The 14,779-nt window shown below is 74.6% G+C and carries 15 protein-coding genes; 4 read left to right on the top strand and 11 right to left on the bottom strand.

Annotation, left to right across the window (positions count from 1 at the left end):
- Positions 1–127 precede the first annotated feature (127 nt).
- Both AB7J25_RS18180 and AB7J25_RS18175 read left to right on the top strand, forming a co-directional pair.
- Positions 128–670 (top strand): HdeD family acid-resistance protein, encoded by a 543-nt coding sequence (locus tag AB7J25_RS18180; RefSeq protein WP_428510566.1) that lies wholly within the window; start codon positions 128–130, stop codon positions 668–670.
- Positions 671–733: 63 nt separating this feature from the next.
- On the top strand, positions 734–2,476 hold the full coding sequence (locus AB7J25_RS18175; RefSeq protein ID WP_428510564.1) for an alpha/beta hydrolase: 1,743 nt from the start codon (positions 734–736) through the stop codon (positions 2,474–2,476).
- A gap of 419 nt (positions 2,477–2,895) precedes the next feature.
- Here the strand turns inward: AB7J25_RS18175 and AB7J25_RS18170 are convergent, their stop codons facing one another.
- The 5 genes from AB7J25_RS18170 to AB7J25_RS18150 are packed head-to-tail and all read right to left on the bottom strand — an operon-like array spanning position 2,896 to position 7,981.
- A complete protein-coding gene (locus tag AB7J25_RS18170) occupies positions 2,896–3,966 on the bottom strand; it encodes a YihY/virulence factor BrkB family protein (protein WP_428510562.1) in 1,071 nt (356 codons plus the stop codon).
- Complete coding sequence (glsA, locus tag AB7J25_RS18165; protein WP_428510560.1) at positions 3,963–5,018, bottom strand: glutaminase A; 1,056 nt, start codon at positions 5,016–5,018, stop codon at positions 3,963–3,965. Before glsA ends, AB7J25_RS18170 begins: the two co-directional genes overlap by 4 nt.
- On the bottom strand, positions 5,008–5,655 hold the full coding sequence (locus AB7J25_RS18160) for an acVLRF1 family peptidyl-tRNA hydrolase (protein WP_428510558.1): 648 nt from the start codon (positions 5,653–5,655) through the stop codon (positions 5,008–5,010). The genes glsA and AB7J25_RS18160 overlap by 11 nt, the downstream gene beginning before the upstream one ends.
- Entirely contained in the window at positions 5,655–7,565 is a 1,911-nt protein-coding gene (locus AB7J25_RS18155) for a serine/threonine-protein kinase (protein ID WP_428510556.1), read from the bottom strand. Before AB7J25_RS18155 ends, AB7J25_RS18160 begins: the two co-directional genes overlap by 1 nt.
- Before the next feature lie 29 nt (positions 7,566–7,594).
- Positions 7,595–7,981, bottom strand: a complete 387-nt coding sequence (locus tag AB7J25_RS18150) for a VOC family protein (RefSeq protein WP_428510554.1) — start codon at positions 7,979–7,981, stop codon at positions 7,595–7,597.
- 80 nt (positions 7,982–8,061) lie between these two features.
- Here AB7J25_RS18150 and AB7J25_RS18145 point away from each other — a divergent pair, with 80 nt between their 5' ends.
- Both AB7J25_RS18145 and AB7J25_RS18140 read left to right on the top strand, forming a co-directional pair.
- Complete coding sequence (locus AB7J25_RS18145; protein WP_428510553.1) at positions 8,062–9,252, top strand: lycopene cyclase family protein; 1,191 nt, start codon at positions 8,062–8,064, stop codon at positions 9,250–9,252.
- Positions 9,253–9,388: 136 nt separating this feature from the next.
- Positions 9,389–9,838 (top strand): universal stress protein, encoded by a 450-nt coding sequence (locus AB7J25_RS18140; RefSeq protein ID WP_428510551.1) that lies wholly within the window; start codon positions 9,389–9,391, stop codon positions 9,836–9,838.
- 19 nt (positions 9,839–9,857) lie between these two features.
- On the opposite strand, the gene AB7J25_RS18135 is transcribed toward AB7J25_RS18140, so the two are convergent.
- From AB7J25_RS18135 to sufD, 6 genes are all read right to left on the bottom strand, one after another.
- On the bottom strand, positions 9,858–10,421 hold the full coding sequence (locus AB7J25_RS18135) for a hypothetical protein (protein WP_428510549.1): 564 nt from the start codon (positions 10,419–10,421) through the stop codon (positions 9,858–9,860).
- A 75-nt stretch (positions 10,422–10,496) separates the two neighbouring features.
- Positions 10,497–10,907: a metal-sulfur cluster assembly factor gene (locus AB7J25_RS18130; RefSeq protein WP_428510547.1), complete on the bottom strand. Its 411-nt coding sequence runs from the start codon at positions 10,905–10,907 to the stop codon at positions 10,497–10,499.
- A complete protein-coding gene (gene sufU, locus AB7J25_RS18125; protein ID WP_428510572.1) occupies positions 10,907–11,398 on the bottom strand; it encodes a Fe-S cluster assembly sulfur transfer protein SufU in 492 nt (163 codons plus the stop codon). The genes AB7J25_RS18130 and sufU overlap by 1 nt, the downstream gene beginning before the upstream one ends.
- On the bottom strand, positions 11,398–12,720 hold the full coding sequence (locus AB7J25_RS18120) for a cysteine desulfurase (RefSeq protein ID WP_428510545.1): 1,323 nt from the start codon (positions 12,718–12,720) through the stop codon (positions 11,398–11,400). Before AB7J25_RS18120 ends, sufU begins: the two co-directional genes overlap by 1 nt.
- Entirely contained in the window at positions 12,717–13,511 is a 795-nt protein-coding gene (gene sufC, locus AB7J25_RS18115; RefSeq protein ID WP_428510543.1) for a Fe-S cluster assembly ATPase SufC, read from the bottom strand. Before sufC ends, AB7J25_RS18120 begins: the two co-directional genes overlap by 4 nt.
- A 63-nt stretch (positions 13,512–13,574) precedes the next feature.
- A complete protein-coding gene (gene sufD, locus AB7J25_RS18110; RefSeq protein ID WP_428510541.1) occupies positions 13,575–14,774 on the bottom strand; it encodes a Fe-S cluster assembly protein SufD in 1,200 nt (399 codons plus the stop codon).
- Positions 14,775–14,779: the final 5 nt, after the last annotated feature.

Below are 14,779 nucleotides of genomic sequence, written 5' to 3'. Positions count from 1 at the left end.
GCGTCCCGAACGGCAGGGCGGCCACTCCTCGGAAGCCACCCACCGGCAAGGAGCCATCAGCCACACCCTGCCGTCGCGGGCGTCCGGAACACCACATCCCGAACATCAACAACCTTACGGAGGAGCCATGTCCGTCGCCAGCGGGACGCACGCGGGCCGGGGGATGCAGATCGCCGCCGTCGTCCTCGGCGTGCTCACCGTGTTCTACGGCCTGCTCGTGCTGAGCCTGCGTCCGGTCGCGCTCGCCTCCATCGCGGTGCTCGCCGCGATCGCGCTGTTCGCCGCGGGCATCGGCCAGATCGTGCTGGCCCAGGCCTTGTCGGGCGCCTGGAAGTGGCTCGGCTACGCGGCCGGGGCGGCGGTGATCATCGCCGGCATCCTCGCCCTCGTTTGGCCCGGAACCACGCTGTTCTTCCTCGCGATCCTGCTCGCCTGGTCGTTCGTCATCCACGGGCTGGTGCGGATCATCGGCTCGCTCGTGACCCGCGGGGACATGTGGTGGTTCGCGCTGATCATCGGCATCCTCGAGGTGCTCATCGGCGTGTGGGCGATCGGCTCGCCGGGCCGCGAGGTCCTGCTGCTGGTCAACCTCGTCGGGATCTTCCTGATCTTCGCCGGGGTCGACGCCGTCGTCACGGCGTTCTCGCGCCCCGCGGCGGGTGAGCGCTGATCGCGAGGTCCGGGCCCGCGGTTACGGTGTCCGCGACCACCGGCCGCCGATAGGGGTTCCCCGATGACCGACGTGACCACCCGCGACACATCCGAGGAGTGGGTGGCTCCGCAACCCTCGGCGGGAGACCGGGCCCGTGCCGCCGCGGCGGCGCTGCTCCGGGCCGCCGCGGGTCAGCTGCGGTTCACGCTGCCCGGCGCCTGGGGTGTCGTGATCGCGGTGTGCCTGTCGCTCACGCCGTCCCTGCTCCCCCGCGACGGGCTGATCCAGGGCGTCGTGGCGGGGCTCTCCGGCTGGATCGGCTACGGCGTCGGCGTGCTCGCCGCAGCGATCTGGCGGGCCTTCGCCGACCGCGGGCCGCGCGCGCCGCGGCCCGGCGCCTGGCGGGCCTTCCTCGTCGCGGGCGGACTCGCGCTGCTGGTCTTCGCCGGGCTCGGCCGGTACTGGCAGACGGCGGCGCGGGCGCTCCTCGGCCTGCCGCCCGAGCCGCTGCCGGCCGCCCTGCTCTCGGTCCCGGTCGCCGTCGTCGTGTTCGCGGTGCTGCTGCTCATCGGTCGCGGGGTCGGGCGCGCGGGTCGCGCGCTCGGGGAGTTCCTGGGCAGACGCATGGGCCGCGCCGCCGCCCGCACGCTCGGCTGGGCCGTCGTCGCCCTCACCGTCGTCGGCCTGCTCGACGGCGTGCTGGTGGACGGCTTGCTGAACGCGGCGGACCGGACGTTCGCCGCGGGCGAGGCGCTGCTGCCCGAGGACGGCGGCCCCCCGGCGAGCCCGTTGCGCTCCGGTGGGCCCGGCTCGCTCGCCCCCTGGGAGACGCTCGGCAGACAGGGTCGCGCGTTCGTCACCGACGGCCCGACGGCCGCCGAGATCAGCGCGCTCCGCGCCCGTCCCGCGCTCGAACCCGTCCGCATCTACGCCGGCCTGTCCACCGCGCCCACCACCGAGGAACGCGCCCGCACCGCCGTCGCCGACCTCGAACGGGCGGGCGGCTTCGCGCGCGCCAACCTCCTCGTGGCCACCACCACCGGCACGGGCTGGCTCGAACCCGGCTCGATGGCCGCCTACGAGACCCTCGCCGACGGCGACTCCGCCATCGTCTCGATGCAGTACTCCTACCTGCCCTCCGGGTTCTCCTTCCTCGTCGACCAGGTGCGGGCCCGCGATGCGGGTCGCGAGCTCTTCGACGCCGTCTACGAGCGGTGGAGCGCGCTGCCGGAGGGGCAACGGCCGCGCCTGTACGTGTTCGGCGAGAGCCTCGGCGCGTTCGGCATGGAGGGGGCGTTCAGCGGCGAGGCCGATCTGCGCAACCGCACGTCGGGGGCGCTGTTCGTCGGCGCTCCGGCGTTCGCCACCCTGCATCAGCGGTTCACCGAGGAGCGCGACCCCGGGAGCCCCGCGATCGAGCCGGTCCACCGGGGCGGGCGGACGGTCCGGTTCGCCACGGAGATCGCCACCGGGGCACCGCCGCGCGATGTCGCCTGGACCGGAACGCGGGTGCTCTACCTGCAGCACCCGTCGGACCCGATCACGTTCTGGAGCCCGTCGCTGCTGCTCTCCCGCCCGGACTGGCTCGCCGAGCCTGCGGGCCGCGACGTCCTCGACGCGATGGTGTGGATCCCGGTCGTGACGTTCTGGCAGGTCACCCTGGACATGCCGCCCGCCGTCGGCGTCCCGGAGGGCCACGGGCACCGCTACACGGGCGAGGTGGTCGACGCGTGGGCCATGCTGCTGCAGCCCGAGGGCCTCACACCGGAGAGCGCGGCGGCGATCCTGGAGGCCTCGCGAGGGTTCGGCAGGCCCGCGTCCTGATCGCGGCGCACCCTGCGACGCCGGCGGCCACCCCTGCGAAGCGCACGCGCACCCTGCGAAGCCGGCGCCCGATCCGGCCAACCGGACGTGACCCCTGTGCAGCCCGCCCCCGACCCGGCCTCGCAGACCCCCGGCACCCCTCGCAGACGCCGCAGCCCCTGCGAACCGCACCCAGCCTCTGCGAGGCGGACCCCCGACCCCTGCGAAGCGCTCCCAAGCCCTGCGAAGCGGGCCCGAGCCACCGAGGCAGGCCCGACGGAACCCGCGCAGACCCCCGGCACGCCTCGCAGACGCTGCAGCCTCTGCGAACCGCACCCGACCTCTGCGAGGCAGGCCCCAACCCCTGCGAAGCACATCCAACCCCTGCGAAGCACATCCAAGCCCTGCGAAGCCGACCACCAGCCGCTGCGAAGCGCGCGCTACCCGCCCTTCTCGACGGTCGCGGGCTGGTCCTCGGCTGCGGCGTCCTCGGCTGCAGGGTGATCGGCTGCAGGGTGATCGCCGGCTGGACGGTTGTCGGCCGCAGGATGGTCGTAGGCGAGATGGTCGGCGGCGGGATCGTGACCCTCGTCCACGGGGTGATCCCGAGCCATGTCCTCCGGACGGCCGTCCCCCGCGCCCGAGGCCCGCCGCAGCACCCCGCGCAGCCGGCTCGCCTCGACGATCCGGACGTCGACCTCCACCCCGACGAGCATCGCGAAGCTGCCCATCCACATCCAGCCGAGGAAGAGCGCGAGGGTGCCGAAAGCGCCGTAGCCGCCGTGGTCGCTGGCGAACGTCGTCACGTACAGGGAGAACGCGGCCGAGGCCGTCATCCAGATCGTGACGGCCACGACGCTGCCGAGGCTCAGCCACGTCCCGCGCGTCCGGACGTGGCGCAGCGAGCGCGGCAGACCCCGCTGCAGCAGCGAGAAGAACACGTTCAGCACGACGAACAGCAGCGGCCAGCGCAGGTAGGTCCAGAGCGCCGCGGCGACCGGCGGCAGGCCGAGAACCCGCTCGATCGTCGCGACCAGGGGACCCCCGACCACCAGCATCAGCGTGATCACGGACAGCAGCGCGAGGAGCAGGAGCGTGAGCGGGAGCCGTGCGAGCTTCGCCATCCACGGGGCGCGGTCCTCGGGGACGTCCCGGATCGCGGCGGTGGCCCGCTGGAACGCCGCCACGTAGCCCGACACCGCCCAGACGCTGACGACGAGGCCGATGATCGCGGCCGTCCCGGCGCGGGACTCGCCGTCGATCGCGTCGACCAGGGCGGGACCGATCCCCTCAAGGGGCTCCGGCAGCACCGCGGCCGATGCCCGGAGGATCACCTGCTGGACGCCCTCCGAGCGCGCGAAGAACCCGCCGAGCGCGACGAGCACCACCGTCCCCGGCACGATCGCGAGCAGGCCGAAGTAGGTGAGCGCGGCGGCCCGGTCCACGAGCTGGTCCGCGACGAGCACCCGGGTCGCGGTACGGGCGAGCTCCCGCAGCTGGGCACGCCTCACGGTGCCACGACCGGGGCGGGCGCCGACGCGAACAGGTCCAGGCCGAGCGCCCGCGACAGGTACGCGGCGGCGCGCTGCCCGCGCACGCTGTTGCCCGCGGTGTCCAGGGGCGGCGAGAACGTGCCGAGCGCGCCCTTGCCGGGGGCGACGGCGACGATGCCGCCGCCGATGCCGCTCTTGCCGGGCAACCCGATGTCGTAGAGCCAGTCCCCGGAGGTCTCGTAGAGCCCGGCGGTGGTCATCACCACGAGGACCGCCCGGCACACCCCCGGGTCGACGACCCGCTCGCCGGTGGCGGGCTGCACGCCGGCGTCGGCGAGCGTGGCGCCCATGAGGGCGAGGTCCGTTGCGGTGACCGCGAGGCAGCTCTGGCGGGTGTAGAGCTCGACGAGCTCGTCCGGGTCCTCGGTGACGGTCCCGACGGCGCGCAGCAGCCGGGCCAGCCCGCGGTTGCGGTGGTTGGTCCGCGCCACGCACCGATGGACGTCCGCATCCAGCGCCAGCTCGCGGCCCGCGAACCGGGACAGTCCGGCGCGCAGGTGCTCCCAGCGCTGCTCGAGCGACCTGCCGGGCAGGAGCGCGCACGTCACGAGAGCGCCCGCGTTGACCATCGGGTTCGTCCGCCCGTCCGGGCTGCGCTCGATCGCGGCGAACGAGTCGAACGGCAACCCGGTCGCGTTGACCCCGGTCCGGCGGCGCGCCTGCTCCACCCCGACGGCGGCGCACGCGAGCGCGAACACGAACGGCTTGGCCACGCTCATCATCGTGAACGGGACGCCGGCGTCGCCCACCGTGAGGACCCGTCCGGTGACGGCAGCGACGGCGAGCCCGAACAGCTCCGGCCGGGCGGTGGCGAGCGCGGGGTAGACGGTGGAGACCGTCCCGTCGTCCAGCGTGCCGAAGCGGGCGTGCGCGTCGGCCAGCAGCCGGCCGACCCGGTCGGGATCCGGAAGCGTGCCGGTCGAGACGTGCCGGGGTGCGTCCCGGTCGTCGGGGCCCGGTGCCGTGCCGCGGACCGATCCGGGCCGGCGATCCCCCACGTCAGGGCTCACGGACGGTCACCTCCACGGCGAGCGCGCGGCGCGCCGCCTCGTCCAGCACGGCCCGGCGCGGCTCGGGCACGTCCAGCACCCGCGGCTCGGCGCGCGCGAGCAGCGGGGCGAGCCTGCGGTCCGCCCGCAGCGCGTCCAGCGCCGCCGCGTCCCCGCCGAGCACGACGGCGTCCAGCCGCTGCGGCAGCAGCACGCGCGCGACGGTCTCCGCGGCCGCGTCGATCGCCACCCGCGCCTGGTTCTCCCGCCGGCGCGCGAACCGCCCCGACGACGAGCCGCCCTTGCGGTTGCGCCCGTGGACGGGCCGCGCACCGGTCGCCGACACCTCGACGACCCCGGCCCGGGCCACCCCGACGCTGTAGCCGCCGAGCCGCACCAGGACCAGCCCGATCCGCCGGTCCGCGGCGAGGTGGGCGAGCAGGCCCGCCAGGCCCTCCGCACCGGCGGGCAGCCCGCCGAACGGCACGGCGAGCGTCGCGGTCGCGCCATCCGCGGCCTCGACGACGACCCGGTCCGGCGCGCTGCGGGTGGCCGCCGGGCCGCCATGGCGTTCGGTGAACCGCTCGACCCAGCCGGCCAGCCGCTGCGGCGCCACCTCGACGACCCGCCCGCCGCCCGCCGCCGCGCGCACCCGCACTAGCCGAGCCCGAAGACGTAGTCGTCGCTGTAGCAGCGCACGAGCAGGCGGTCGCCCTGGCGCACGATGTACTCGGGGCCGGACGCGAGCGCGACGCTGCGGGTGACCGCACCGCTGCCGCGGTCCAGCACGTACAGCGCGTCCGGCTCGGCGGTGAAGCCGTAGCCGGTGACGAGGTGGTCGTCCAGGACCTCGAAGGTGAGCGCGTTCGACACCAGTGGCGCGCTGTGCCACAGCACCTCGCCCGCCGGCACCCGGATCGCGGTGACGTAGGCGTTCGCCCCGTACGACGACCTCGCGTAGGTCCAGTGGCCGTGGGACACGTAGAGCACGTCCCCCACCTGGCGGGCCCAGCGGATCTGCTGGTCGACGAACTCCTCGTCGCCGGGCAGCGCCCGGGGCGCGCGGGCGTAGGCGCGCAGGTCCAGGGCGTAGCGGGGGGCGCGGGTGGCCGGGTCCAGCGCGACGAGCACCGTCGGTGTCGGGCCCGCCGCGGGTGCGGCACCCGGGTCGCCGCCGGGCGCGGGCGCATCGCCGTAGAGCAGGAAGACGGCCTCGGGCTGGGTGATCACCTCGACGAGGTCGTGCCCGCGGTAGGTGCGGGGGACGTCCGCGTCCCCCGCACCTGCCGCCTGCTCGGCCGGCACGCGCGGGATCGTGACGCCGTGGCGGCGAAACCACTCCTCGGTGTCGGTGATGCCGTTCTTCGCGCTCGAGAGCAGCGCCGGCTCCGGCCCGGACGGCGTGGCGGGCGCGGACGGCGGCGCGGTGTCGAAGGGCGGCGCGGGCAGCACCACCGGCTCGACGGACTCCAGCGCGGCGAGCCCGGATCCGATCCGGCCGGACGTCCCCGGATCGGCCGGGGCGGGCGGGTTCCCGCGCTGCTGGGTGAGCGCGACGAGCCCGCCCACGAGCAGCACGGCCACCACGACGGCCGCGAGCAGCCACGCCGCGGGTGCGCGGGACGGGCGGCGCGGCGCGGGTGGTGGTGGCAGTGGCGGTGGTGGCGGCGCTCCCGGCGGTGGTCCCGGTGGTGGCACGTGGACCGTCGGCGGTGCGGGCGCGACGGCGAGCGCCCGGGCGGCCGCTGCGGCGAGCTCGCCCGCGCTCGGGTAGCGCCGGGCCGGGTCCTTCGCCATCCCGCGGGCGATCACCGCGTCGAAGGCGGCGAGCGCGGAATGCGCCGCCGACGGCGCGGGCGGCGGCGCGTTCATGTGGGCGTGCAGCAGGGCCGCCGGCTCCGTGGCGCGGTAGGGGCGCCGCCCGGTGAGCAGCTCGTGTAGCACGCAGGCCAGCGCGTACACGTCCACCCGACGGTCCACGGCGCCACCGGCGAACCGCTCCGGGGCCATGTAGTCCAGCGTGCCCACCGTCGCGCCGGTGCCGGTGAGCGAGGATCCCGCGCCGTCCACGGCCCGCGCGACGCCGAAGTCGACGAGGTAGGCGAAGTCGCGCCCGGTGAGCAGGACGTTCGAGGGCTTCACGTCGCGGTGGACCAGCCCGTCCGCGTGCGCGGCGTCCAGCGCGGACGCCACCTGCTCGACGATCGCCACCGCCCGCTGCGGCGGCAGCGGCCCGCGGGCGACGACGCTGCCGAGGTCCTCGCCGTCGACCAGCCGCATGTCGAGGAAAAGCCTGCCGTCGATCTCGCCGAAGCGGTGGATGGGGATGACGTGCGGATCGCGCAGCGTGGCCGCGATCTCGGCCTCGCGCCGGAAACGGGCGCGGAAGTCGGGATCGGCGGACAGGTGCCCCGGCAGCAGCTTGAGGGCGACGACCCGCTGGTGCGTACCGTCGAAGGCCCGGTGCACCTCGCCCATGCCGCCGCGGCCGAGCAGGGCCTGCAGACGGTAGGGGCCGAAGGTCTCCCCCGCCTTCTGGACCTCGTCGGCGGCCGTCCGGTCAGCCATCCGCCCAGCCTAGAACCGGGCGCGACGGATCAGCCCGCTGCGGTCTCCCACAGGCCGAGGACGTTGCCCTCGGGGTCGCTGAAGTAGGCGACGAACCCCATCTGCCCGACCGGCATGCGGGCGAGCACCGTCGCTCCGCCCAGCTCCTCGATCCGGGCGAGCGCCGGGTCGATCGCCTCGACGTCGACGACGAGCACCGGGCCACGCAGCGGACCCTCCACGCGCCGGAACATGCCGCCGTTGATGAAGCCCGGCTCCTTCGGCATCCCCTCGGCGCCGGTCGGGCCGGTCATGGCCATCGTGTAGTCCATCTCCGGCATCACCGAGACCTCCCAGCCGAGCGCGTCGCGGTAGAAGCCGCGCGCCCGGTCGCCGTCGTCGAAGGGGATCTCGAAGTGCACCACTCGCCCGCCCACCTGTGGCCTCCTGGTCTCGTCCTGCCCGGCGTCCCGTCGTAGTCCCCCCGGTCGCCCGGGTCAAGGGGTAGAACTGCGCCGTGGCCGACGTGCTGGTGGTGGGCGGCGGGCCCGCCGGGCGGGCGCTCGCCGCGGCCGTCGCCGCGCGGGGCCTGTGTACGACCCTTGTCGATCCCCGCCCGACCCGGCCGTGGCGGGCGATCTACGGGATGTGGGCCGCGGACCTCCCCGCCGATCTCCCGCCGCACGTCGTGGCCGCCCGCGCCAAGGGCCGCGCGATCACGACCACCACGCACGACCTGGGCTGGGACTACGCCGCCCTGGACGTCGGCGCGTTCCGCGCCCACCTCGACGCCGCCCTGGATGCGGGCGGCGTCCAGGTCGTCGCGGGGCGGGTGGCGCGGGCCGCCGACGATGCGGTGGCACTCGACGACGGCACCGTCCTGCGCGCCGCGGTCGTCGTGGACGCCGGCGGCCGCTGGCGGCCGCTCGCGGGGCGCCCCGGACGCCCGGGCAGGCTGCCCGCGGAGCAGACGGCCTTCGGCCTGGTGCTGGACGAGGAACGGGCCGCCCCGCTGGTGCGTCCCGACGAGGCGCTGTTCATGGACTGGCGACCCGACCACGGCGAGCGCGGATGGCCCACCTTCCTCTACGGCATCCCCCTCGGCGCGGGCCGGGTGCTCCTGGAGGAGACGTCGCTCGCCCGCCGCCCGGGGCTGCCCCTGCCGGTGCTGCGCCGCAGGCTGCTGGCCCGTCTGGAGCACCACGACGTCCGCCCGCCGGGGCACGCCGTCCCCGACCGCGTGCACTTCCCGGTCGACCAGCCCCCGCATCCGGGGACGGCGTTCGGGGCCGCCGCCCCGCTGGTGCACCCCGCGACGGGGTTCAGCCTCGCCGACGCGCTGCGCCTGGCCCCGGCGGTCGCGGACGCGCTCGCCGCGCACCTGCCCGCCGCCCCCGACGCGGCCCGCGCGGCCGTCCACCGTCTCCTGTGGCCGCCGGCGGCCCGCGCCGTGCACCGGCTGCGCACGATCGGGCTGGAGGCGATGCTGCGGATGCCGCCGCCGGAGGTACCGGCCTTCTTCGCGGTGTTCTTCGACCTCCCCGAGCATCACCGGTGGGCCTATCTCACCCGCCGCGCGGACCTCGCCGGGCACGCCGCCGCGATGGCTGCGCTCTACGCGCGCAGCGGCTGGCGCCTGCGCGCGCGGCTCGTCGGCCCGGCGCTGCGCCCCGCTCTGGGCCGCAACACCGAGGAACAGGCCTGCTGATCGGTCCCGACCAGGTGAATCAGGGGTGTCGCCGGCAGCGACCGGGACGCTACCCGCAGTAGCGTCGATCCCGGGCGCCGCCGGGCCGTCGTTCGCGGGCGAAGGCCGGCGGGCGCCCGGACACCGGGAGGGACCCATGAGCGCCTACCGCTGCATCGTCGTCGGCACGGACGGCTCCGCGACCTCGTTCGCCGCCGTGGACCGCGCCGCGGCCGTCGCCGCGGACAGCGAGGCCGAGCTCGTCATCGTCTGCGCCTACACCCCCGCGAGCCGCGAGGACACGGCGGAGGCCGACGACGTGCTCAAGGGCGAGGCGTTCCTCGTCCACGGCTCGACCCCCGCCGACGAGACGCTGCGCGCCGCCGAGGACCGCGCCGCGGCCGCCGGTGCGCGGAAGATCAGGAGGGTCGCCGAGGACGGCCCGCCGGTCGACGTGCTGCGCCGGGCCGCCCGGGCGGCAGGCGCGGACCTGATCGTCGTCGGCAACCGCGGCCTCAACACCCTGAGCGGGCGGATCCTCGGTTCGGTGCCGTCGGAGGTCGCGCGCCGCGCCGGTATCGACGTGCTGATCGTGCACACCACCTGACCCGGGACGGGGGCCGCGGTCAGTAGCCCGGCGCGCGCACCCCGTCGGTCTTCTCGGGGTCCTCCACGCGCAGGTGGAGCGTCTCGATCCCCGGGGAGCGCACCTCGACGCGCACGACGAGCGTGCCCGGGCCGGGCGTGAACCGGCCGGTCCAGCTCTCCCAGCCGCAGTACACCGAGCGTCCGGAGCAGTCCACGGCCAGGTCGAGGCGCTCGGAGACCAGCGGGGTGTTCCCGGAGGCGACGAAGGCGGCGATCTCGACCGGCGCTTCGGCGTCCCCGTCGAGCCCGGGGGCGACGAGGAGGGAGTGCTCCACGCCGGGATGCTCGACGGCGACCCGGAACTCCTGGACGCCGACACCGCCCGGCGCGTCGATCTCGAACAGCGTCTTCTCCGCGACGCCCGAGTCGATCAGGTACGCCAGCGAGCCGAAGGCCGCCCCGAACACCACGAACCCCGTCGGGATCTTCCAGCTCACCTCGCGGAGGCCCTTCGGACCCTGCGCCTGTGCCCAGACGGTGAGGGCCGCGAAGAACACGCCGAGGGCGAGCCCGGTGAGGAACAGCCAGTCGCTGGTGGTCACGGAGGGGGCTCGGTGCGCGGGGCCCCGGTGTTACGAGCCGGGATCGCGACCCCGCGCCACGGCAGCCCTCGGGAATCAGACCCGGAACCCGAGGGCGCGCAGCTGCTCGCGGCCGTCCTCGGTGATCTTCTCCGGCCCCCACGGCGGCATCCACACCCAGTTGATCCGCACGTCCTCGACGAGTCCGCCGTCCGGGCCGCCGCACAGCGCCGCCCGCGTCTGGTCCTCGATGACGTCCGTGAGGGGGCAGGCAGCCGACGTGAGCGTCATGTCGATCGTGGCGACGCCGCTCTCGGCCTGGATGCCGTACACCAACCCGAGGTCGACCACGTTGATGCCGAGTTCCGGGTCGACGACGTCACGCATCGCCTCCTCCAGGTCGTCGATCGACGGCTCGTCCTCCCGCCGCTGCGGCGGCTCCGGCATCCCCGCGGCGCCGCGGACGAGGTCCTCCAGGTGCGAGTTGTCCCAGTCGGATCCGCTCATCACACTGCTCCGTTCCCCTCGTGGCCGTTGCGCCCATGACCGTTGCTCTCATGACCGCGGGCCACGGCGTCCTTGAAGGCCATCCAGCTGATCAGGGCGCACTTCACGCGGGCCGGGTACTTCGCGACACCGGCGAACGCGATCCCGTCGCCGAGCACATCCTCGTCCGGTTCGACCTTGCCGCGCCCCTGCGCCATCTCCTGGAACGCCTCCAGGATCCGCATCGACTCCTCGATCGACCGGCCCTGCACGAGATCGACCAGCACCGACGCGGCGGCCTGGCTGATCGAGCAGCCGAGCGCCTCGTGGCTCACCTCGGCGACCCGCGCGGTGCCGTCCGAGGAGTCCAGCCGGACCCGCAGCCGGATCTCGTCGCCGCAGGTGGGGTTGATCTGGAACGACTCGGCATCGTACGGCTCGCGCAGGCCCGCCCCATGGGGCGAGCGGTAGTGGTCCAGGATGATCTCCTGGTACATCTGCTGGAGCTGCATCACCCACCGACCCCGAAGAAGGCGCGGGCCGCGTGCACGGCCGCCACCAGGGCGTCCACCTCGGCGGCCGTGTTGTAGACGTGGAACGACGCCCGCACCGTGGCGGCCACGCCGAACCGGCGGTGCAGCGGCCATGCACAGTGGTGGCCCACCCGCACGGCCACGCCCCGGTCGTCCAGCACCTGACCGACGTCGTGGGCGTGGATCCCGTCCACCAGGAACGAGACCGCCCCCCCACGCTCCTGCATGGTGCGCGGGCCGATGATCCGCACGCCCGGGATCGTCTCCAGCTGCTCGATCGCGTACGCGGTGAGCACCGCCTCGTGCGCGTGGACGTTCTCCATCCCGATCCCGTTCAGGTAGTCCACCGCCGCCGCGAGGCCCACGGCCTGCGACGTCATCGGCACCCCGGCCTCGAACCGCTGCGGCGGCGGCGCGTAGGTCGACCCCTCCATCCGCACCAGCTCGATCATCGAGCCGCCGGTGAGGAACGGCGGCATCGCGGCGAGCAGCTCGCTGCGCCCGTACAGGATCCCGATGCCGGACGGGCCGAGCATCTTGTGCCCGGAGAACACCGCGAAGTCCACGCCGAGGGCCGTGAAGTTGACCGGCATGTGCGGCACGGACTGGCAGGCGTCGAGCAGCGTGAGCGCCCCCACGTCCTTGGCCCGGCGCACGATCTCCGCCACGGGTGTGATCGTGCCCAGCACGTTCGACTGGTGGGCGAAGGCCACGATCCGCGTGCGCGGCGACAGCTCCAGCGCGTCGAGATCGAGGCGGCCGTCGTCGGTCACCGGATACCACCGCAGGGTCGCCCCGGTGCGCCGGCACAGCTCCTGCCAGGGCACGAGGTTCGCGTGGTGCTCCAGCTCGGTGACGACGATCTCGTCGCCAGGGCCGAGCACGAACCGCTCGGACTCCGGGCCCAGCCCCGTGCGGATGCTCGCATTGCCGAAGGCGTACGCCACCAGGTTGACGCCCTCGGTGGCGTTCTTCGTGAACACCACCTCGCCCGGGTCCGCACCCACGAACGCGGCGATGCGCGCCCGGGCCGACTCGTAGGCGTCCGTGGCCTCCTCGGCGAGCTGGTGCGCGCCGCGGTGCACCGCGGCGTTGTGCTGCTCCAGGAACTCCCGCTCGGCGTCGAGGACCTGGCGGGGCCGCTGGGAGGTGGCCCCGGAGTCCAGGTAGACCAGCGGGCGGCCGTCGCGCACCGTGCGCGTGAGGATCGGGAAGTCCGCCCGGATCGAGTCGACGTCCAGCGTGTCCGCCGCGGGCACGGTGGACGCCGTGGACACGGTGGACACAGTGGATGTGCTCATGCCAGCGCCTTCTCCGACTCCGACTCCGACTCCGACTCGGTCACGGCCGTGAACCGCTCGTACCCGCTGCGCTCCAGCTCCTCGGCCAGCTCGGGGCCGCCGGACTCGACGATCCGGCCGCCCGCGAACACGTGCACGACGTCCGGGGTGATGTGCTGCAGGATCCGCGTGTAGTGGGTGATGAGCAGCACGCCCACGTCCCCCGACGCGCGGTAGCGGTTCACGCCCTCGCTGACGACGCGCAGCGCGTCCACGTCGAGGCCGGAGTCCGTCTCGTCCAGGATGGCGATCTTCGGCTGGAGCAGGGCGAGCTGCAGCACCTCGTGGCGCTTCTTCTCCCCGCCCGAGAAGCCCTCGTTGACGTTGCGCTCGGCGAAGTCCGACCCGATGCCCAGGTCGTCCATCGCCTGCTTGACCTCCTTGACCCACAGGCGCAGCTTCGGGGCCTCGCCCCGGATCGCGGTGGCGGCGGAGCGCAGGAAGTTGGCGGTGGACACGCCGGGGACCTCGACCGGGTACTGCATCGCGAGGAACAGGCCGGCGCGGGCGCGCTCGTCGACCGACATCTCCAGGACGTCCTGGCCGTCCAGCGTGACGCTGCCGGAGGTGATCTCGTACTTCGGGTGGCCCGCGACGGCGTACGCGAGCGTGGACTTGCCGGAGCCGTTCGGGCCCATGATCGCGTGCGTCTCGCCGGACCGGATCGTGAGGTCGACGCCCTTCAGGATCTCCTTGGCGCCGCCTTCGACGGCCACCGAGACGTGCAGGTCCTTGATCTCCAGGGTGGACATGGTGTGGTGGGTGCCTTCTTCGCTGGGGTCAGTACTGAGGTCAGGGGGTGCGGGCGGGGCGGGTCAGGATCCGGTGCGGGCCAGCTCGTCCTCGATCGCCGCCTCCAGCCGCTCGCGCAGCTCCGGCAGGGTGATCTTGGACAGGATCTCGCCGAAGAACCCGCGGACGACCAGACGCCGCGCGACGTCGGCGGGGATGCCGCGGCTCTGGAGGTAGAACAGCTGCTCGTCGTCGAACCTTCCCGTGGCGCTCGCGTGCCCGGCGCCTGCGATCTCGCCGGTCTCGATCTCGAGGTTCGGGACCGAGTCCGCGCGGGCGTGCTCGGTGAGCACGAGGTTGCGGTTGAGCTCGAACGTGCTGGTGTTCTCCGCGGCCGCGCGGATGAGCACGTCGCCGATCCAGACGGTGTGCGCGTCCGGCACGCCGGTCAGGCCCTGCAGCGCGTTCTTGTAGACGACGTTCGACCGGCAGTGCGGGACCGAGTGGTCGACCAGGAGCCGCTGCTCCAGGTGCTGCCCGGCGTCGGCGTAGCCCAGGCCGAGCAGCTCGGCGTCCCCGCCGGGCCCGCGGTAGTTCACGACCGGGCTGATCCGCACGAGGTCGCCGCCGAGCGCCACGGACACCTGCCGCAGCACCGCGTCGCGGCCCATGCTGATGTGCTGGGCGCCGACGTGCACCGCGTCGTCGGCCCACTCGTCGGTCACGACGAGGTTCAGCTGTGCGCCGTCGCCGAGGACGACCTCGAGGTTGTCCGCGAGCGTTCCCGATCCCCGCTGCTCGACCACGACCGTGGCCTGCGCGTGCGGGGTGAGGCGCAGCTGCAGGTGCGCGGCGGCGACCGCGCCCTCGCCCGGCCCCGTGACCGAGATCGTCACCGGCTCCGGGGTGCCCTCCAGCGTGACGAGGGTGGCGTCGGCGAAGGCGCTCCACGCCGCGGCCGCCACGCGGTCCGCCGGCGTGCCGCCCTCGCCGATGCGGACGTCGTCGCGCCCGACCCGCTCGACGGTGGCGCCCGCTCCGGCGGTGATCTCCACGTGGGCGGCGCCGTCGAACGAGGCCCTGCCGTCGTGCAGCCCGTGCAGGCGCTTCAGCGGCGTGAACCGCCACTGCTCCTCACGGCCGCCGGGGACCTCGAAGGCCTCGACGTCGTAGGAGGTGAACCGCTCCCCCGCGGAGGCCAGGGGCGAGAGGCCCTGGCCCTTCTTCGCGCCCTCCAGCTCGGGCGCGAGCCCGGCAACTGTCTGGTTCGGCAGGGTCGTCATCCGAC

The sequence above is a fragment of the Pseudonocardia sp. genome, from assembly GCF_050246655.1.
Taxonomy (GTDB): Bacteria; Actinomycetota; Actinomycetes; order Mycobacteriales; family Pseudonocardiaceae; genus Pseudonocardia.
The sequence above is the reverse complement of the archived record's forward strand: the minus strand, read 5'-3'. Positions and strand labels throughout refer to the sequence as shown.